At 50.0% G+C, this 19354-nt stretch carries 18 protein-coding genes and 8 tRNA genes; all 26 read right to left on the reverse strand.

Annotated features, from left to right (window positions below):
* Nucleotides 1–109 precede the first annotated feature (109 nt).
* Nucleotides 110–1063 carry a thioredoxin-disulfide reductase gene (gene trxB, locus KQI_RS0120065; protein ID WP_010348663.1) on the reverse strand — a complete coding sequence of 318 codons (954 nt, stop codon included), beginning with the start codon at nt 1061–1063 and terminating at the stop codon, nt 110–112.
* 39 nt (nt 1064–1102) lie between these two features.
* Nucleotides 1103–2878 carry a tetratricopeptide repeat protein gene (locus tag KQI_RS0120070; RefSeq protein WP_010348664.1) on the reverse strand — a complete coding sequence of 592 codons (1776 nt, stop codon included), beginning with the start codon at nt 2876–2878 and terminating at the stop codon, nt 1103–1105.
* A gap of 248 nt (nt 2879–3126) precedes the next feature.
* Nucleotides 3127–3951, reverse strand: coding sequence for a histidinol-phosphatase HisJ (hisJ, locus tag KQI_RS0120075; RefSeq protein ID WP_010348665.1), 825 nt, complete (start codon nt 3949–3951; stop codon nt 3127–3129).
* Between the two features lie 36 nt (nt 3952–3987).
* Complete coding sequence (hisIE, locus tag KQI_RS0120080; RefSeq protein ID WP_010348666.1) at nt 3988–4731, reverse strand: bifunctional phosphoribosyl-AMP cyclohydrolase/phosphoribosyl-ATP diphosphatase HisIE; 744 nt, start codon at nt 4729–4731, stop codon at nt 3988–3990.
* Nucleotides 4728–5486 carry an imidazole glycerol phosphate synthase subunit HisF gene (hisF, locus tag KQI_RS0120085; RefSeq protein ID WP_010348667.1) on the reverse strand — a complete coding sequence of 253 codons (759 nt, stop codon included), beginning with the start codon at nt 5484–5486 and terminating at the stop codon, nt 4728–4730. Before hisF ends, hisIE begins: the two co-directional genes overlap by 4 nt.
* 11 nt (nt 5487–5497) lie before the next feature.
* On the reverse strand, nt 5498–6229 hold the full coding sequence (gene hisA, locus KQI_RS0120090) for a 1-(5-phosphoribosyl)-5-[(5-phosphoribosylamino)methylideneamino]imidazole-4-carboxamide isomerase (protein ID WP_010348668.1): 732 nt from the start codon (nt 6227–6229) through the stop codon (nt 5498–5500).
* Between the two features lie 97 nt (nt 6230–6326).
* The gene (gene hisH, locus KQI_RS0120095; protein ID WP_010348669.1) at nt 6327–6956 is read right to left on the reverse strand and encodes an imidazole glycerol phosphate synthase subunit HisH; all 630 of its coding nucleotides are present in this window, start codon (nt 6954–6956) and stop codon (nt 6327–6329) included.
* Nucleotides 6957–6959: 3 nt separating this feature from the next.
* Nucleotides 6960–7568, reverse strand: a complete 609-nt coding sequence (hisB, locus tag KQI_RS0120100; protein WP_010348670.1) for an imidazoleglycerol-phosphate dehydratase HisB — start codon at nt 7566–7568, stop codon at nt 6960–6962.
* Nucleotides 7552–8865: a histidinol dehydrogenase gene (gene hisD / locus KQI_RS0120105; RefSeq protein ID WP_010348671.1), complete on the reverse strand. Its 1314-nt coding sequence runs from the start codon at nt 8863–8865 to the stop codon at nt 7552–7554. The genes hisB and hisD overlap by 17 nt, the downstream gene beginning before the upstream one ends.
* Nucleotides 8866–8929: 64 nt before the next feature.
* Nucleotides 8930–9583, reverse strand: a complete 654-nt coding sequence (hisG, locus tag KQI_RS0120110; RefSeq protein ID WP_010348672.1) for an ATP phosphoribosyltransferase — start codon at nt 9581–9583, stop codon at nt 8930–8932.
* Entirely contained in the window at nt 9580–10785 is a 1206-nt protein-coding gene (locus tag KQI_RS0120115) for an ATP phosphoribosyltransferase regulatory subunit (RefSeq protein WP_010348673.1), read from the reverse strand. Before KQI_RS0120115 ends, hisG begins: the two co-directional genes overlap by 4 nt.
* A 262-nt stretch (nt 10786–11047) precedes the next feature.
* Nucleotides 11048–12199: an acyltransferase gene (locus KQI_RS0120120; RefSeq protein ID WP_010348674.1), complete on the reverse strand. Its 1152-nt coding sequence runs from the start codon at nt 12197–12199 to the stop codon at nt 11048–11050.
* 145 nt (nt 12200–12344) lie between these two features.
* Nucleotides 12345–12839 (reverse strand): acyltransferase, encoded by a 495-nt coding sequence (locus KQI_RS0120125; RefSeq protein WP_010348675.1) that lies wholly within the window; start codon nt 12837–12839, stop codon nt 12345–12347.
* Nucleotides 12836–13489, reverse strand: coding sequence for a pyrophosphatase PpaX (ppaX, locus tag KQI_RS0120130; protein WP_010348676.1), 654 nt, complete (start codon nt 13487–13489; stop codon nt 12836–12838). Before ppaX ends, KQI_RS0120125 begins: the two co-directional genes overlap by 4 nt.
* Entirely contained in the window at nt 13486–14541 is a 1056-nt protein-coding gene (gene lgt / locus KQI_RS0120135; protein WP_010348677.1) for a prolipoprotein diacylglyceryl transferase, read from the reverse strand. The genes ppaX and lgt overlap by 4 nt, the downstream gene beginning before the upstream one ends.
* Before the next feature lie 42 nt (nt 14542–14583).
* Nucleotides 14584–15522, reverse strand: coding sequence for an HPr(Ser) kinase/phosphatase (hprK, locus tag KQI_RS0120140; RefSeq protein ID WP_010348678.1), 939 nt, complete (start codon nt 15520–15522; stop codon nt 14584–14586).
* A 339-nt stretch (nt 15523–15861) separates the two neighbouring features.
* Complete coding sequence (locus tag KQI_RS0120145; protein WP_010348679.1) at nt 15862–16986, reverse strand: ABC transporter ATP-binding protein; 1125 nt, start codon at nt 16984–16986, stop codon at nt 15862–15864.
* Nucleotides 16987–17089: 103 nt separating this feature from the next.
* The gene (locus KQI_RS0120150; protein ID WP_010348680.1) at nt 17090–18232 is read right to left on the reverse strand and encodes a PucR family transcriptional regulator; all 1143 of its coding nucleotides are present in this window, start codon (nt 18230–18232) and stop codon (nt 17090–17092) included.
* 147 nt (nt 18233–18379) lie between these two features.
* Nucleotides 18380–18452: transfer RNA gene (locus KQI_RS0120155), tRNA-Lys, on the reverse strand.
* Nucleotides 18453–18459: 7 nt separating this feature from the next.
* Nucleotides 18460–18545: transfer RNA gene (locus KQI_RS0120160), tRNA-Tyr, on the reverse strand.
* 9 nt (nt 18546–18554) lie between these two features.
* Nucleotides 18555–18627 (reverse strand) — tRNA-Phe (locus KQI_RS0120165).
* Between the two features lie 77 nt (nt 18628–18704).
* Nucleotides 18705–18781: transfer RNA gene (locus KQI_RS0120170), tRNA-Asp, on the reverse strand.
* 16 nt (nt 18782–18797) lie between these two features.
* A tRNA-Thr gene (locus tag KQI_RS0120175) sits at nt 18798–18873 on the reverse strand.
* Nucleotides 18874–18877: 4 nt separating this feature from the next.
* Nucleotides 18878–18953, reverse strand: a tRNA-Val gene (locus KQI_RS0120180).
* A gap of 10 nt (nt 18954–18963) precedes the next feature.
* Nucleotides 18964–19040, reverse strand: a tRNA-Met gene (locus tag KQI_RS0120185).
* Between the two features lie 31 nt (nt 19041–19071).
* Nucleotides 19072–19163: transfer RNA gene (locus KQI_RS0120190), tRNA-Ser, on the reverse strand.
* Between the last annotated feature and the right edge of the window lie 191 nt (nt 19164–19354).

Consider the following 19354-nt stretch of genomic DNA (forward strand, 5'->3'; position numbering starts at 1 on the left):
AAAAAGCCTGTGCAAACGCAGCAGGCTTTCTCTTCCTGATCATCAGATAAAGCTTATAACAGGGCTATCCTTACTCCATTCTAGCCCTGTTGCGAACTACAAGGTGTCTTTATTGATCCAGCGTTTTGCTCCAGTCATGAACAGCGCTGCCCTCGAGATATTTCTCGCAGTCCATAGCCGCCATGCAGCCCGTTCCAGCAGCCGTAATAGCCTGGCGGTAACGATTATCCTGCACGTCCCCGCATGCAAAAACGCCGGGGATGTTCGTTTCTGTCGTGCCCGGCTTTACGATAATGTAGCCGTGATCGTCTGTATGGATTTGACCGTTCAGGAAGCTTGTGTTGGGCGTATGCCCGATCGCTACGAACACGCCATCCGCCTCAATCAGCTCATCCTGATTGTTTTCATTATTGTGTACCTTCAAGCCCTTCAATCCGGTTTCTCCCGTTACGACTTCCAGAGGAGTCCGGTTTAAGGCCCAGTGTACTTTTTCATTCTCACGTGCGCGGTCTTGCATAATTTTAGACGCCCGCAGCTCATCACGACGATGAACCAAGGTTACACTGGAGGCAAACCGGGTCAAGAAGCCTGCTTCCTCCATCGCCGAATCGCCGCCGCCGACCACGACAATCTTTTTCTCACGGAAAAAGAAGCCGTCACAGGTTGCGCACGTGCTGACTCCGCGCCCTACATTGTCCTGCTCACCCGGAATACCAAGGTATCTGGCAGACGCGCCTGTAGCAATAATAACCGACTCCGCCTCAATGATGCCTTTACCCTCTACCTTCACTTTAAAAGGGCGCTTGCTGAGATCCACTTCCTCTACCCAACCGGAAGTAAATTCAGCGCCAAAGCGTTCCGCCTGCTTGCGCATGTTATCCATCAATTCAGGACCAAGGATACCTTGCTCAAAACCCGGGAAATTTTCAATTTCGGTCGTCGTGGTAAGCTGTCCGCCGGGCTGCATTCCCTCAATGATCAGCGGATTCATGTTAGCGCGTGCCAAATAAATAGCGGCCGTGTAGCCTGCGGGACCTGTACCAATAATTATGGATTTATACATACGTTTGTTGCCTCCTTTAAGTGATATTTGGAGCAGGTCTCAGACCCGCTTTTTAAACGTGGAGAGCGGCTTCAGCTTCTGCTTGATACCACACACACTGTCAATCTGGCGTGCATAGCGGCTTACGGTCGATACGGAAATACCGTAACGGTCAGCTACTTCCTGATAGGTGACTGAATGATGATGCATTTTGGCTGTCAAATATTCCAGCGCCGCTGCCCATCCCTCGGTATGCTGAACCATCGGAACTTCTGGAGCAAGCCGATCCGAATACTCCAGCCAAAGTGATCTTAAATCGTGCTGCATGGCCGGATCTGACGGCTTGCCCATGACGGTCAGCACCTTATCGAGCACTGCCTGCCATTGCGGATCGACCGAAGAAGCAGATACATCGCCTTCGATTGTGCGGCAATCCCTTTCAGCTTCTAACCGTTCCATCTGTTCTGCTTGCAGAGCCGTTTCCTGCACGCCATGCTCCTGCTCCGTCAGCTCTTGCAGAACCTGCAAGGCACGCTGTTTCAGCTCATCCTCCTGATCCGGGTCATCTACAAAGGACTCCAGTGCCTGGCGCACCTCATCATCACCGATCAGACTCAGCGCCTGAATGACCTGCAACTGCGTTGCCCGGTCTCCGTGACGCAAAGCCCAGAAGAAGGATGACCGTATAAGCGGGTCCTTCTTCATGCTGTCAGGCACTTGCTCAGCACCGAACTTCTCCCACATGCGGAACTGCTCCTCAAAAGGGAGATGATAATGGTAGCTGAGCACTTGCAGCGGTGTGCCCTCCTGCTGGAGCTCCTCCAGCCGGGACAGGAAAAAGCGTGGAACTTCCGAGGAAGCATCCTGCTTTTGTAAATGGCTCCACAGCCGCCGGGCTTCCGCATATCTTCCCGTATTGCTGGCAGCTACTGCCGTGTAATGGTACAAAGAAGCGTCAGCACTGTTCTCTCCAGTGCCATGCAGCAACCTGCGGAAATGTCTGTAGGCCTCCTCATGGCGTCCAAGAATCCCCATGGTGGTCGCCAGCTTGAATACCTGCTCCTCCTGAAACGGGATGGTGACCGCCAAGGTTTGAACTAGGCGATCCAATTCGGGGCCGCCTCCCTCATGCTGATAAAAGATTGCCAGATTGCACAACGCGTGCAAATTCCCCGGCTCATCCTCCAGCACTCGAAGAATGACGGTTTTGGCATTTTGGAACAATCCCATATAGTAATAGGCTAGCGCCAAATTATTACGCGCAGCGAACATATCGGGCTGTTCCTCCGAAATTTGCTTGAGCAATTGAGCTGCCTGCGCGAATTTCCCTTCCTCCAGCAGGACGCGGGCCTGATCATGCTCGACCACTCCCTGCCGGGCCTTAATGCGGTTCAGCTTGGTTGGACGGTCCAGCTCATAATAGAGCAGTTCCATCATTTCCTCGGCTTCATCAAGAAACTGCCCTTCCTCGTCCTCCTCCAGATACGTGACTAAGGCTTTCTCCGCTTCTTCAAATTGCTCCATATTAGCGTAATTATTCGCCATATAGAAATAACACTCTGTCATCGACGGATCTACGTCGCTCAGAACAGAGGACAGGATCTCGTTCGAACCTGCATAATCCCCCATCTCTGATAATATACCCGCCATATTGCAATGATTCACCGGATTATCCGGTTCATATTCAACGGCTTTGCGAAAATATTTCAATGCCTTGTCATAATGATTGCGATCAAGCGAGCGCACAGCTTTCTCAAAAAAGAAAGATGCGTCGAAACGCAAAGCAATAATCTTAGGGCTAAGTTGTTCCGATGCTCGCAGATGTTTCCCTTTCATAAATAACCAAGGCACCTCCTTTAAATGTAACTGGCATGTTCATACCCTTCAGTATACCACAACTTCAAAACGACTTGACAGTCAGTCATGCCCCATTCCAAAAAACGGATGCAAACTTATTTTCCAATAAAGACGTACCGCTAGGCACTTATAAGAGGATACACCAATAGCCGAGCGCGTTATCCTCTTCAAAAGGGAGCGTTCGGCTAGGGACTGGATAACTATTTAGATCAAGTAAACGCGGAAAATTAAAGCGTCAGCGGCACCAACGCACGCTCGCGATGCTGAAATACCGCAAGCTCGCGATAGCCGACCTCATATAGGAGAGCACGCGCCTTCTCCAAATGCTCGGACAGCTTCGCCGGATCATGGGCATCCGAACCTACGGTCAGCGGGATGCCTAGCGATAATGCCTCCTCCAGCATGCGGCGGCTCGGGAACATTTCCGCACAGGGCTTGGATAGCCCTGATGCATTCAGCTCCATCGCCCGACCGCTGTGGGCGACGGCTGAGAGTGTGGAGCGCTCCAGTGCGCGCAGCTCCTCCTCTTCTTCCGGCCTCGGATGATAGCCGAAGCGCTTAATGACATCCAGATGGCCCATGATGTCATATAAGCCGGTAGCTGCCGCCTTGGAAACCGCATCGTAATACGTGCGGTATACCTCCAGCACATTTTTGCCCTCCCAATGGTGTACCTGACGGAAGTCCGTGACATCCCATTCACCGAGAAAGTGGACGGAGCCAATCACATAATCCCACGGATACGCTGTGATAATATCTTCAATTTCTCGTTCCCAACCCTCAATGTAGTCGCCTTCCAGGCCGACACGAATGTCAATTTGGCCTTTATAGCGGTCCTTCAGTTCCAGACACTCTTCTACATATCGGGGCAGTTCCTCCATTGGCATCGCCATTTCCGGGTAATAGTCAGCTGGTTTTACATGCAGCAACGGCATGTGATCCGATAAACCGAGCTGATCCAGACCCAGCCGAATCCCCTGCTGCACATACTCCTCCAGGCTTCCTATCGCGTGACCGCACCGGGCATGATGCGTATGATAGTCCATTTTCATGCGGCCCTCGCCCCTTTCTGCACCATAACACCCATTTTAATCACGACGAGGACGCTCATGACGACGATTCAGCTCAGCCAGCACATCATCCAGCGGCAGCTTGCGCTCTTGCAGCAACACCAGCAGATGATAAATCAAATCGCTGACCTCCAGACGCAGCTCCTCATTATCTTTATTTTTGGCGGCAATGATCGTTTCGGATGCTTCTTCGCCAACCTTTTTCAGGATTTTGTCTACACCTTTATCAAAAAGATAGGTCGTGTAGGCTCCTTCAGGGCGTGTCTCTTCACGCTCCTTAATGATCGCCTCCAGTTGGGCAAGTACCTCAAAGCGGTTTGCCACTGCGTTGGCCGTGCCGTCCATCTTAGCCGCCTGCGCTTGGCCCGTCGCTGCATTGCCAGTGGCAGATGCCAGAGCCGTTCCTGACGCAGAAATCTCACGGGAAAAGCAGCTCGTTGCTCCTGTATGACAGGCAGGACCGTTCGGAATGACACGCACAAGCAGAGCATCACCGTCACAATCCAGCTGGATGGAGGTGATTTTTTGCGTATTGCCGGAGGTTGCCCCCTTATGCCACAGCTCCTGTCTGGAACGAGACCAAAACCAGGTCTCTCCTAATTCCAGAGACAGCTTCAGCGACTCGCGGTTCATATAGGCCAGGGTCAGCACCTGAAGCGTAACATCGTCCTGTACAATGGCTGAGACAAGCCCTGCTTCATTCCAGCGGATATTATCCAATATCTGCTCCAGAGATAGCTGCTGGTTTAATTCGTTGCTCATCGTATCTCCACTCCTCTGCGCTTCAAATCCCGTTTTAGCTCAGGGATTCCTATTTCTTTATAGTGAAAAATCGTGGCTGCCAGTCCAGCATCCGCCTTGCCCGCCGTAAACACGTCATAAAAATGCTCCTGCTTGCCAGCTCCACCGGACGCAATAACCGGGATCCCCACCGTATCCGACACCGCAGCCGTGAGTGGCAGGTCAAATCCATCCTTGGTTCCGTCCGCATTCATGCTAGTCAGCAGAATTTCTCCAGCCCCCAGCTGTTCAGCCTCCTTGGCCCAGGCCAAAGCGCGGATACCGGATGGTGTGCGGCCTCCGTGCGTATATACTTCCCACTCGCCCCACGCCTCGTTGTACTTGGCATCAATCGCAACAACGATGCATTGTGAGCCAAAGCTGCGCGCACCCTCCGCAATCAGCTGAGGGTTACGGACAGCCGCCGTATTCACGCCAATTTTATCAGCCCCGGCACGCAGAATGCGTTTCATATCGTCGACATGGGATATCCCGCCGCCGACCGTGAAGGGAATAGAGATTTCTCCGGCCGTCTGGCAAACGACCGCTTCCATGGTGGCACGACCTTCAACCGATGCGGAAATATCCAAAAATACAATTTCATCCGCACCTTCCCGGTCATACAGCGCCGCCAGTTCCACCGGATCGCCCGCATCGCGTAAATTTACAAAATTGACGCCCTTAACCACCCTGCCATCCTTTACATCCAGACAGGGAATAATACGTTTAGCCAGCATGTTTACTCCCCCTATGCCCTTGCTACAGCTTGTACGGCGACCTGTAAATCAATGCTCCCTGTATACAATGCCTTACCCACAATGGCACCGCCTACACCTTCCTGTGCATGCGCGCTCAGTGTGATCAGGTCATCCATCTGGCTGACACCTCCGGAAGCAATTACGGTACGTCCGCTGCTTTTCGCAAGCGCTACGATCGCCTCCACATTCGGGCCCTGCATCATTCCGTCGCGGGAAATGTCTGTAAAAATAAATGTCTCCGCCCCCTTGGCGGCCAGTTCGGCAGCCAGTTCATCCGCGCGTACCTCCGAGGTTTCGAGCCATCCGCGCGTGGCTACATAGCCATTTCGTGCATCCAGACCGATAGCGATTCGATCACCATAGGCAGCTAATACCGCTTCGGTAAAGGCGCGGTCCTCAATTGCCGCCGTGCCCAAAATCACGCGGCTCACGCCCAATGACAACAGTCGCTCCACATGCTCGCGTGTACGCAAGCCGCCACCCACCTGTACAGGCACCTGCACCGCAGAAGCGATACGACCGATTAACTCATCGTTCACCGGGTGGCCCGCTTTGGCACCGTCCAGATCAACCAGATGAATGTAGGAGCCGCCCTGACGCGCCCATTCCCGGGCTACATCCACCGGATTTTCATTGTATATCGTCTCCTGGTTGTAATCTCCCTGCACCAACCGTACACATTTGCCATCGCGAATATCAATCGCCGGATATATCGTGAACAAAGTATGACCCCCTTGTGAGCTATTCAACATTTATAGGCCTTCACATCAATCAACGCCCAAAGCCGGCCGTACCACCCTCCCGCAGACTGATGAGTAGTTACGTGCGCTTTGCCGCCTCCGCCAGCTCCAAAAACTGACGAAGCAGCTTTAAGCCCATTTCCCCACTCTTCTCCGGATGGAACTGCATGCCATATACATGGCCTCTGCCAACGATAGCCGTTACAGGCCCACCGTAGTCAGTCACCGCCAGCAGGTCCGTTTCAACCTCAGGCTTTGCATGATAGGAGTGTACAAAATACACATGCCCTTCCTCCAAGCCCTGCAACAACGGGTGATCCGGCTGTGTCATACGCAGACGATTCCAGCCCATATGCGGCACCTTAACGCCCCTATTGGGCGCAAACCGAATGACCTCGCCCGGTAAAATATTAAGCCCTTCATGACTGCCGTATTCTTCACTGCGAGTGAACAGCAACTGCATGCCCAAGCAAACACCAAGCAGCGGCTGTCCAGCGCTGGCCACCTCCTGAATAACCCGATCCAATCCACTGGAGCGCAAATGCTCCATCGCATCTCCGAATGCACCTACACCCGGTAAAATCACACCGCTGGAGGAACGAATCACTTGAGCATCTCCTGTAACTACAGCCTCATAGCCAAGACGCTCAACCGCCTTGCTCACACTATGCAGATTGCCTCTGCCGTAATCCACAATAGCAATGGACATGGCCTACAGCACTCCCTTCGTTGAAGGCACTCCCGTTACCCGTGGATCAATGGAGGTCGCCTCATCCAGCGCACGTCCCAGTGCTTTGAACACCGCCTCGATCATATGGTGGGTATTTTGCCCGTAGTGAACGATGACGTGCAGCGTCATACGAGCCTCTAATGCAAACTTCCACAGAAATTCATGCACCAGCTCTGTCGAAAAGCTCCCCACCTGCTGTGACGGATACTCTGCACGATACTCAAAATGGGGTCGGTTGCTGAGGTCAATGACGACTTGCGCGAGCGCCTCATCCATCGGTACAAAGACGCTGGCATAGCGCTTGATTCCTTTTTTATCACCCAGTGCTTCCAGCAAGGTTTGCCCCAGACAGATGCCAATATCCTCCACGGTATGGTGATCGTCGATGTCAACATCCCCTCTGGCCTGCACATTCAGGTCAAAGTGTCCGTGCTTCGTGAACAAATCCAGCATGTGATTGAGAAAAGGAACATCCGTTTCAATCTCGGCCTGTCCTGTCCCATCTACTGCAAAGGACAGCTGAATATCCGTTTCATTCGTCTTCCGGCTGACGCTGCCTGCGCGTCCTGCTACGTTATTTTCGTTCACCATCGCCATCCACCGCCTTCTTTTCATTGTCCAATCGCACTTGTATCGCCCGCGCGTGACCTTCCAGCCCTTCATGCCGGGCAAGCTGCATAATCGTCTCTCCATTGCGCAGCAGCGCTTCCTTGCTGTAATAGATCATACTCGACTTCTTGATAAAATCATCAATATCCACTGGCGAAGAGAACCGCGCGGTTCCATTCGTCGGAATAATGTGATTGGGTCCAGCAAAATAATCGCCTACCGGCTCCGAGCTGTACGCTCCTAGAAAAATAGCTCCCGCATTTTCAATCAGACCCACATGCTCCATCGGCTGCTCTGTCATGATCTCCAAATGCTCTGGCGCAAGCCGATTGACAATACGGATGCCCTCTTCCAACGTGTCAACAACAATGATGGCCCCGTAGGACTCTACTGAAGCAGAAGCAATATCTCTACGCGGCAGATCGGTCAATTGGCGCTGTACTTCAGCTGATACTTCTTCCGCCAAACGTTGCGAGGGCGTAACCAGAATGGCCGAGGCCATTTCGTCATGCTCAGCCTGCGACAGCAGATCTGCCGCTACATAAGAGGCATTTGCCGTGTCGTCAGCCAGCACAACAATTTCACTTGGTCCGGCAATACTGTCGATATCCACCGCACCGTACACCTCACGCTTGGCCAGCGCTACATAAATATTGCCGGGACCGCAAATTTTATCGACTGGTTCAATGCGATGTGTCCCGTAAGCGAGAGCGGCAATCGCCTGCGCTCCGCCCACCCGGTATATTTCCGTCACACCAGCCTCTGCCGCAGCTACCAGTGTATATGGATCAATTCCCGCCTTGCCGCCTGTTGCCGGGGGGGTCACCATGACAATCTCCGGTACACCAGCCACCTGAGCGGGAATGACATTCATCAGCACCGAGGATGGATAGGCTGCTTTACCGCCTGGAACATACACGCCTACACGCTGCAATGGCCGGATAATCTGGCCGAGCAGGCTGCCGTCCGGCTGCCAATCCATCCACGAATTCCGTTTTTGCTTCATGTGAAAAGCACAGATATTATCCGCCGCCTCTCGAATCGCCTGTATAAAAGAAGGCTCCACCTTGTCATATGCCGACTTCAATTCCTCATCTGTCACACGAAGCTGCTCCGCCGTCAGCGATACACCATCAAACGATTTCGTATACCGCAGGACAGCTGCATCTCCCTCCTGCCGCACCGAATGAATTATGGCACGAACAGCCTCATTTTGCTCTGGTGTACCGTAATCCACCTCGCGCTGGAGACTGAAATCACGGGCTGATACGATCTTCATTTGTCCATTCCCCCTCACTTGCAGCTTGCTTTGCAGAATGCTTCTTAGCCATTGTCCTCTTCCACTAGTTCATTAAGTCCTTGGGTGTCACCGCAGTTGGAATCACCTGATTCAATCGGTCACACAACGCCTGAATCGAGCCGTTTTTCATCCGATAGCTGACCCGATTGGCAATCAGGCGACTGGTAATATCCAGAATGCTGATCTGCTCGACCAATCCGTTCTCCCGCAAGGTCTGTCCGGTTTCCACCATATCCACAATACGGTCTGCCAGGCCGATTAAGGGCGCCAATTCGATGGAACCGTTCAGCTTGATAACCTCCACCTGCTGGCCTTGCTCCCGAAAATACTGGGAAGCCACGTTCGGATATTTGGTAGCGACCCGCTGGCGAATACCCGGCTGCCAATCCGGCAGAGCAATAACTGACATCCGGCAACGGGCGATTCCCAGATCCAGCAGTTCGTACACATCCTTGTTTTCCTCCAGCAATACATCCTTGCCCACAATGCCAATGTCCGCAGCCCCATACTCCACATACGTAGGAACATCGACCGGCTTCGCCATGATGAATTCCATTCCCAGCTCAGGCAGCGGAATCACCAGCTTGCGCGTATCGTCCACATCCTGCGGAATCGGGACCCCCGCTCGGCGAAACAACTCGGAAGCCTGCTTATAGATCCGTCCCTTCGGCATGGCTACCTTCAATGTTTCCGTCATGGCAGTTCCCTCCCTTGTACCGGTTGCCTTTTTGCGACTGTATAGCTGTATACCTCTGCATATAGGTCCTGCTGCTGGCGCCGCCCATCTTCTGGCCCTCCCGTCAAGCCTGTAACCACAATCCGACCGGCTGAACGAAGCTGCGCCGCAGCCGATAACGCCTCTTGACGCCCCTGCTCGTCATAAAGGATAAGTACAGGACGCTTCGTCTCAATCTCAATACCGTCTACACCATCAACGATTCGATTCGTCTTGAGCGCAAACCCTGTCGCAGGTACGGAGCGACCAAACTGCTGGAGCAGATTGTCATAGCGACCTCCGTTGCAGACGGGAAATCCAATCTCCGCCGCATAGCCCTCAAAAGTCATTCCTGTATAATATGAGAAATCTCCGATCATAGTAAGGTCAATTAACACATGCTCAGATACGCCGTAAGCCTCCAGTACTTCCCACACCTCGCACAAATGTGCAATAGATTGGAGCGTTTGCTGCTCCACACTAAGACGGGTAGCCTGTTCGCAGATTTCTTTTCCACCACGCAGCCGAAGAATAGCCTCCAGCTTATCCCGATGTTCAGCAGCCAAGCCCAAAGCCTCAATCGCTGTTCGGTAGCCCACTACATCACGGCCCAGCAGCAGCTCCTTTAGCGCCTCCTGCTCAGCCTGGCGACCTGGAATGATTTCCTCGAACAAGCCGTTCAGGAATCCCACATGTCCCATCGCAATTTTAAAAGAGGCAACTCCTGCCGCCTGCAACGATGCAATCGCCAATGCTACAACTTCCGCATCAGCCTCCGGCGAATCATCGCCTACCAGTTCCACACCCGTCTGAAAGAACTCGGCTTCTCTTCCTGCCTCTTCTTCAATTGCCCGAAATACATTGGCATGATAGGAAAGCCGAAGCGGCACTTCCTCTTCCTTCAGCAGCGACGATACCACCCGCGCAATTGGCGCAGTCATATCAGACCGCAGCACCAGCGTGGTCCCCCGGTTATTGAGCAGCTTAAACAGCTTCTGATCCGAGGTGGAACTAGCCACCCCCACCGTATCGTAATATTCCATCGTAGGCGTCATAATCTGACGGTAGCCCCAACGCTCCATGCATTCCAGCACATTCAATTCAATCGCCCGCAGCTTCGACACTGCACGTGGTAGATAATCCCGAACCCCTACAGGAATTTCAAACCCTTTTGGCTTAGACATTTCTATCACCTCATGATTTCACAATATCTTTATCATGGTAAAGTGCTAACAAACTAAAGTATATTCGATATATTATCATGCCCTACTTGTGAACGTCAACCGACGGAGCAGCCCATTTTTAGAGTTCTCATCACGGTGCTCCCCCTTTCTATATTGTATCCACTGCCGAATTCATGAATCCTATAAGAAAAACATCTATCGACGTGCTCTATAAACTAAAAAAGACTATCAGCCTCTCAGCCAACAGTCCATCTTAAAATATTTAGCCACTCACCTGCTCGCCTTTAGTCCGGGAAGGCAGTTTCGGAATCGTGCCCAATCCGACCCAGGAAAACGGTAGGTATCGAAAACATAACGTCACAATCAGCCATGAGCCAAATAGTGCCAGCAACCATCCGCCGGCAATCGAGAAAATATATTCTATCGGCGTTCCATGCAGATCCAGCTTGCGATACACTCGCAATAATGCCGGGTGAAGTAAATAAATACCAAAAGAACATGCACCCATCCAACTGATCCACGCTCGCAGCCTAGCATTCGCATGACGATAGAAGAAAACAGAAAACTGAAACAGCACTAGCGCAGATACGAGGGCATGTGCATTGCGTAGCAGTTCATAGACCAGTGAGTCTGCATAGATGGCTTTGCGATATGCTACAAACCATATCTGCACATAAGCTATACCCACGAATAGCCAAACCGCCCACATGGCACACCAGCTGACCAGCTGCCTGCGACCGATCGACGTCCCTGGCAACGGAAAAAGCCACTTTTTAAACCCTTCATACCCAATCGCTACAGCTGCACCTAGAGCAAAATAACTGGTATATGTAATTGCAAGACTTCCTCTTTCCACTCCCCAAACGTATTTGTTCAGTAATACAAACCCCCATTGAATGACCAACCCTGCTGTCAAAATAACAAAGGCTGCTTTCCGTGGGCTCCATATCCATTCCCGTAAACGCTGCACTCCCCACAGCAACAGCGGAAAGACCAAATAAAATTGGATAATGATGATAACATAATACAAATGCGTATATGCCTTTCCTGTTAACAGCACCAGCGGAAGATCACTGAGCGGCATCAGTCCGCGTGTCACCAAGGTCAAATAGTAGAGCAGTGAAAACAAAACATAGGGTAACACAATAAACATCAGTCTTTTCCGAAAAAACACAAGCATATGCTTACCCCGAAGCGGCCTATCCACATAATTGTAAAATAAGACAAACCCGCTTACAAAAATAAACACCGGGACCGCAAAACTGCTAAACACATTTAAAAATAAAAAAGGATAAAATAATAGAGAATGACGCGCATCAATCAAAGCCATTGAAGTCGCATGAATAGTAACAACGGCCGCAATCAATATCCCTCGATAAATATCAAGCTCCGGTACACGTTCCTTTTTGACCAAATCAACACGCTCCCATATCGCCTTGTAAATATACTTATTTTCTATTTTTAAACATAACCAACATCCATTTCCCTACTATTATACAGAAAAACAACGCAAAAAGGCCCCTTAAAATCTATAAGAGACCTTCTTGCTATGCTATTTATTATTCGCCTACACCGGAGCGTCTCAAATCACGCAATGGATTACCGCCTACAAACGCCCCAGCAGGCACATCTTTATGCACCACCGCTCCGGCGGCTACGATAGCTCCGTCACCGATGGTAACACCTGGCAAAACGGTCGTGTTTGCACCGATCAGCACGTCATTCCCAATCACCACTTCACCGATACGATACTCCTGTATAAGGTATTCATGGGCCAGTATGGTCGTGTTATATCCGATGACCGAATTGTTTCCGATCGTAATATGCTCTGGAAAAAAGACATCTACCATGACCATCAGGCCGAAGGCCGAATGTTGCCCCACCTTCATACCCAGCATTCTGCGGTAAATGACGTTTTTCAGAGAAAGCACAGGACAATACCGGGCAAGCTGTATAAAAATAAAATTTTTAACGCCTTTCCAAGGACTCACCGTCCGATAAATCTGCCACAATGCATTAGGACCTTCTACGGGATAGCGTTTCACCTTTCTCACGATACATTGACACCTTGAAGCTCCAGCTTCAGCAAGTCGCGCATATCATGCAACATATAATCTGGTCCATATCCACGCAGCGTTTCCTCGCCCTTGAGCGACCAGGCAACACCCGCAGATTTCACACCTGCCGCCTGGGCTGACAAAATATCAAAGGAACTGTCTCCGACCATCAACGTATGCTCCGCTTCAGCGTTCAAGCCAGCTAATGCTGTAAGCACTGGCTCTGCATGCGGCTTCGGATGCTCCACATCGTCTACCGTCACAATATAGTCCATCGAGGAGGTTAGATTGAACAGATCAAGTACGCGTGTCGTGGACTGTCGTATTTTGGTTGTCACGACCCCTAGCTTAATTCCCCGTGCACGCAGCTCCTGAATAACCTCAATCACATACGGAAATGGCTTCACCATTCGGTCATGGTGAATCTGATTATAAGCACGGTAGCCTTTAACCAGCTCAGATACATCCGTTAATCCCGAAAAAGTACGGAGCTGATCTTCCAGCGTTCCACCCATATGGGGAATAATATGCTCCCGAGTTAGCGGATCAGCATCCGGATGGTTGAAAATGTGCAAAAACGTGCTAATAATCAGTTCATTCGTATCCATGATGGTGCCATCCAAATCAAACAAAATCGTGTTTATCATAGATGCTCCTTCTTATCCTCGTCCGTTTCCTCCTTAGAAAGCTTATCCGCTGTAACAGTTGGAGGAACCGTATCTTGTCCTGGGCGAAATGCTTGCTCTGGCGTCACATCAGGTACCTGATCAATCCCCGTCTTGTTGGAGACAATCGGGTCGCTGTATCTCGCAACGGATGAGCCCTTCCGACGACGAACCAGGATAAAAATCACGGCAGCTACAATGATGAAGATAGCAAGCAGCTGTGAAATCCGTACGTTGCCGTAGTTCGGGTCCAAGTGCCCTGGTTCAAACCCTAGCCACACCATAGGAGACCACAGAGCATTCAGAAAAGAAGCCATCCAGTCCGGCCCCTGAAAGGCCAAGCTGTCTGTCCGCACCCGCTCGATGAAAAAGCGACCGATAGAATACCAAATGAAGTAAAAGGCAAACATTTCACCCGCACGTACAAACTTCATCCGGCGAATCACAAGCAACAAAATCACGCCTACGATACTCCACAGCGATTCATACAGGAACGTAGGGTGGTGGAATACTCCGTTAACATTCATCTGATTCACAATGAAATCCGGCAAATGCAGTTGATTCCGCAAAAAGGTTTCTTCCGTCGGTCCACCGTAAGCTTCCTGATTGACAAAGTTACCCCAGCGTCCAATCGCTTGACCGATCAGTAGACCCGGCGCACAAATATCAGCGATACGCCAGAAGTTATACCCTTTATAGCGGAAATAAATGACTGCACATATGATCGCGCCGATCAACGCGCCATAGATCGCAATACCACCATTCCAAATTTTGAAAACATCCCATAGATTATCTCTGTAGTCTTCCCATTTGAAGGCCACATAATAAATACGCGCTCCAATAATAGCCGATGGGACGCCTAGAAGCAGCATATCCATAAAAAAATCCTGCGGAATACCGAATCTTTTTCCTTCACGGATGGCCAGATATAGCCCCACAAGCGCCGCCAGCCCCAAAATTAGCCCATACCAGTGGACCTTAATTGCCCCGATGGAAAAAGCAATCGGATTCAGCAATAATGTTGCCGTTGACATATGTTTCGCTCACTCCTTTATCTTCCTTGCAAACACCGACCTTTAATCCATATCTTCCATATCTTCGGAAATCGTGGCGGTCAGCTTATTCGTAAATTGCAGGGCTGCGTTAACGCCCATTTGTTTCAAACGATAGTTCATCGCTGCCACCTCGATAATAACAGCCAAATTTCGGCCCGGCCGAACTGGAATCGTAACGAGCGGAACGTCTGTATCAATAATACGTGTCGTTTCTTCATCTAGGCCAAGACGGTCATACTGCTTGTCCTGCTGCCATGCCTCCAGACGGACAACCAATGTAATCCGCTTGTTATTACGAACAGCACCTGCACCAAACAGCGTCATCACATTAATGATACCCACGCCCCGAATTTCCAGCAGGTGACGAATCAACTCAGGTGCCGTGCCATGCAGCTGAAAATCAGACGTTTGCCGAATTTCCACCGCATCATCCGCTACCAAACGGTGTCCACGCTTAACCAGCTCCAGCGCGGTTTCACTTTTACCGATTCCACTACTGCCTGTGATAAGCATACCTACGCCATACACATCACACAGTACACCATGAATGGTCGCTGTAGGAGCCAGCTTTCTTTCCAGAAAACCCGTAATCCGGCTTGATAAAATCGTCGTCGCCATATTGGTTCGCAGTACAGGTACATCTCGCTCAGCACTCGCGTCCACTAACTCAGCTGGTACTTCCAAACCACGCGTGATAATGATACACGGAGTCAGCTCTGTACACAAACGCTCCATCCGATCCCGTCTCTCCTCAGGAGGCAGCATACCCAGAAAAGCCAACTCAGACCTCCCCAAAAGCTGCACCCGCTCCTGTGTATGGTATTCAAAATACCCGGCCATCTCCAAACCCGGACGATTCAAATCGTCGACTGTGATGAGTCTGCGCAGACCCTTTTCACCGGAAATAACCTCCATTTGAAACTGCTGTACAAGCTCGGATACCTTTACCCTTTTAGCCATCGTATTCTCTCCTTCATCTGCAAAACCGGATTCTATACGTTATTTGATTTATGTAGCTTTATCCTATTAACTATACAGCTCACGCCAGTCCATCCTGTACCAGCTCAAGCCTCGCTGTATTCAATCATATGATTTCAGGCTACCTCTGTTCCGACCGTTGGATTGATCACACCTTTGATCCTGCTACAAAGCTTGCCTGAACCCAGACCTGTACCATTGTACCCATCGTATCGGAATTCTCCAATGAATGCAATGCCGAAGCTGGTAGCTGTAGGACATATACAAAAAGAGCCGCCATTTCCCGATCGGGAAAACGGCGACTCTCTGCACAGGCTGGTCTTATTCACCAACCAAAATGCTCAATTCCGATTCTTTATCGAAAATATGAACCTTGTTCATATCGACAGCCAACTTCGCTTTGACACCGTCACGAGTATTGGAACGTCCGTCTACACGGGCAATAATCGTATCATTTCCGGCACCACTCAGGTATAACAGCATTTCATGACCGAGATTTTCCGTTACATCCACAGTGGATGTAAAGATCGTATTCGGAGAAGCCTCCAGGAATACAGGCTCTTCATGAATATCCTCAGGACGGATACCCAAAATCACTTCTTTACCGATATAACCCTTCGCTTTTAAAATCTGTCCTTTACCTTCAGGCACAAACAGATCCAGACCTGGTGCAGTAAAATGCAGCGCACCTTCTCTTTCAATCAGCTTACCTGTGATAAAGTTCATCGTAGGAGAACCGATAAAACCAGCCACGAACAGATTCACTGGGCGGTTGTACAGTTCATCCGGGGATGCAGCTTGTTGGATAATACCATCCTTCATGACTACGATCCGATCACCCATCGTCATTGCTTCGACCTGGTCATGGGTTACGTAGATTACGGTCGTTTCCAGACGCTTAGCCAGCTTAGTGATTTCCGCACGCATCTGACCACGCAGCTTGGCATCCAGGTTGGACAGTGGCTCATCCATCAGGAAGACTTGCGGGTCACGTACAATCGCACGTCCCAAGGCAACACGCTGACGCTGACCACCCGACAGCGCTTTCGGCTTGCGATCCAACAGATGCTCAATATCAAGGATTTTAGCCGCTTCACGTACACGTTTATCAATTTCTTCTTTCTTCACCTTGCGAAGCTTCAGACCAAAAGCCATGTTTTGGTACACGTTCATATGCGGATACAGGGCATAGGATTGGAATACCATCGCGATATCGCGATCCTTTGGAGCCACGTCGTTCACAACACGATCTCCAATGTACAATTTACCGTCCGAGATTTCCTCCAGACCAGCGATCATACGGAGTGTAGTAGATTTCCCACAGCCGGAAGGACCAACCAATACGAGAAATTCTTTATCTTGAATGTCCAAATTGACATCAACAACCGTAGCTTTATCTGCACCCGGATATTTCTTGAAAATATGCTCTAAACGTACACCAGCCATAGCTTTTGCCTCCCCAAGATCAAGTTTTGAAATCGAATACATTTTCTACTTGTATCTTACCCTAGTCCCCAAAGCATGGCTATTCGCAAACTGCACAAAAATGCTATTTCCTTTTTGTCACTTTATACAATAGTAGATAAAGCTTCACCAAAACTGCGTCATTAAACGTCCGTACATCCAATCCCGTTTCCTGTTTAATTTTGTCCAGACGGTAAATCAGCGTATTCCGGTGTACATACAGACGCTTAGCTGTCTCACTTACATTACAGTCCAGTTGAAAAAAGATATCCAATGTAGCCACCGTTTCTGGGTCTTTCAATATGACAGACGACTTCATTAGCTGCTCCAAAAACAGTATCCGTTGTTCCTTGGGAATGCGGTTTAACAGCCTTTCCAAATGAAGCTCCCATGAAAAGTGGATGTGCTCTGTTACATGAAAAATTTTCCCAAGGTGAATCGTCTCCCATAACATATTTAGCTCATTGGGTAGATTTAGTGAAGGTACAAACGGCTTGGATACCGCCAAATGGAATATACCCACCCACTCGTTCGCGATAAGCTCGTATAAGCCCAAACTAAAAGCCGTAAGAACCTCCTCCAGCGATTCCGTAAAATCTGCATCCCTGGTTTCAGTATCTTTATCCCGTTCGTCATCTGATCCTAACAGGAGCTCTTTTTTAGCCATAATCAGCCAAGATTGCTTATCGAGTGGAACAAGCAGCACCTCTCCACCAAAATAACTGGCCAACAGTCGATGCAGCTGCGGGAAGGCAATCCCTCCCTCCTGTGTTCCCTCACCATTGAGTAAAATCAGAACCATGCACGCCGAGAGTGACTCGCGAAGCTGCAATTCTTCGGGAACCTCTTCTTCATTGTGCAAATTGGCAGCCTGCTGTATGAGCCATTGTCCAAAACGATTCATCCGCTCTTCCTCGCTATACATCGGATTCGTCGACAATCGTCCCCCATTCCGCCAAACCTGCTCCATGTTCCCCAACAGCGCTTCTACCAACTGTCGTTCCCGATCGGTCAAGTGTCTGGCCTCTACCATAAAGGCAGCCAGTTCACCCGCCAATGCACGAAACGGGAAATATAACTTGCTATCACGTATAAACGATCTACTCGGTTTAACTGAATCCACTGTTTGACCTTCTGCCAACATTTCCGAACAACAGGGCACTATGGTAAAAGGCGCTTGAATAATATTCTGAAGCTGTTGCTGAATCCATTCCGTATTCAGAGTCACGCGATCACCACTTCACTTTTATTGAATATGCACAAAGCGAACATAATGAATTCATTATAACCTGTCGATACCGTAAAATAAAAAAGTGATTAAAAACATAACCTATACAACAAAAAAAGTCATCAACCTATAGTTGATGACTTTCGATGAGCCATGAAGGACTCGAACCTTCGACACCCTGATTAAAAGTCAGGTGCTCTACCAACTGAGCTAATGGCTCATAAAACTGGTGGAGGATGATGGATTCGAACCACCGAACCCGTAAGGGAGCAGATTTACAGTCTGATGCGTTTGGCCACTTCGCTAATCCTCCATATAAAGGTGGCTCGGGACGGAATCGAACCGCCGACACGAGGATTTTCAGTCCTCTGCTCTACCGACTGAGCTACCGAGCCATACCCACTAACAAAAAATAAAGTGCGGAGGGATTCCCCTTCCCACTTTAGTACGGATAAACTATAAAATTGAAAAATGGCGGAACTGACGGGATTCGAACCCGCGATCTCCTGCGTGACAGGCAGGCATGTTAGGCCTCTACACCACAGTTCCCTATATTTTTCATAAATGGTGCCGGCGAGAGGACTTGAACCCCCAACCTACTGATTACAAGTCAGTTGCTCTACCAGTTGAGCTACACCGGCACGGTGGTGGAGGCTGAGGGGATCGAACCCCCGACCCTCTGCTTGTAAGGCAGATGCTCTCCCAGCTGAGCTAAGCCTCCTGGGTATGTATGGTAGCGGCGGAGGGGATCGAACCCCCGACCTCACGGGTATGAACCGTACGCTCTAGCCAGCTGAGCTACACCGCCATAACATAATATTTTGCAAGCTTGTCCTAAATGGCGGAGAGAGAGGGATTCGAACCCTCGCACCACTTTCGCAGTCTAACCCCTTAGCAGAGGGTCCCCTTATAGCCACTTGGGTATCTCTCCAAATAAATAGACGCACTTAGCGATAATCAAACTAGTTATTCTACATATTATACTAAATATCAAGCTTAATTCAAGGTGTTACACCCTGAAAACTGGATCCGAAACTCCATTGCGTTTTTCTTTAGGATAAGCCCTCGACCGATTAGTATTGGTCAGCTCCATGCATTACTGCACTTCCACCCCCAACCTAT

The organism is Paenibacillus peoriae KCTC 3763 (genome assembly GCF_000236805.1).
Classification (GTDB): Bacteria; Bacillota; Bacilli; order Paenibacillales; family Paenibacillaceae; genus Paenibacillus; species Paenibacillus peoriae.

Bases quoted from the DNA above. Each gene is read 5' to 3' on its own strand.
- trxB (WP_010348663.1), bottom strand. From the start codon at position 1,063: ATGTATAAATCCATAATTATTGGTACAGGTCCCGCAGGCTACACGGCC.
- KQI_RS0120070 (WP_010348664.1), bottom strand. From the start codon at position 2,878: ATGAAAGGGAAACATCTGCGAGCATCGGAACAACTTAGCCCTAAGATT.
- hisJ (WP_010348665.1), bottom strand. From the start codon at position 3,951: ATGAAAATGGACTATCATACGCATCATGCCCGGTGCGGTCACGCGATA.
- hisIE (WP_010348666.1), bottom strand. From the start codon at position 4,731: ATGAGCAACGAATTAAACCAGCAGCTATCTCTGGAGCAGATATTGGAT.
- hisF (WP_010348667.1), bottom strand. From the start codon at position 5,486: ATGCTGGCTAAACGTATTATTCCCTGTCTGGATGTAAAGGATGGCAGG.
- hisH (WP_010348669.1), bottom strand. From the start codon at position 6,956: ATGTCCATTGCTATTGTGGATTACGGCAGAGGCAATCTGCATAGTGTG.
- hisB (WP_010348670.1), bottom strand. From the start codon at position 7,568: ATGGTGAACGAAAATAACGTAGCAGGACGCGCAGGCAGCGTCAGCCGG.
- hisD (WP_010348671.1), bottom strand. From the start codon at position 8,865: ATGAAGATCGTATCAGCCCGTGATTTCAGTCTCCAGCGCGAGGTGGAT.
- hisG (WP_010348672.1), bottom strand. From the start codon at position 9,583: ATGACGGAAACATTGAAGGTAGCCATGCCGAAGGGACGGATCTATAAG.
- KQI_RS0120115 (WP_010348673.1), bottom strand. From the start codon at position 10,785: ATGTCTAAGCCAAAAGGGTTTGAAATTCCTGTAGGGGTTCGGGATTAT.
- ppaX (WP_010348676.1), bottom strand. From the start codon at position 13,489: ATGATAAACACGATTTTGTTTGATTTGGATGGCACCATCATGGATACG.
- lgt (WP_010348677.1), bottom strand. From the start codon at position 14,541: ATGTCAACGGCAACATTATTGCTGAATCCGATTGCTTTTTCCATCGGG.
- hprK (WP_010348678.1), bottom strand. From the start codon at position 15,522: ATGGCTAAAAGGGTAAAGGTATCCGAGCTTGTACAGCAGTTTCAAATG.
- KQI_RS0120145 (WP_010348679.1), bottom strand. From the start codon at position 16,986: ATGGCTGGTGTACGTTTAGAGCATATTTTCAAGAAATATCCGGGTGCA.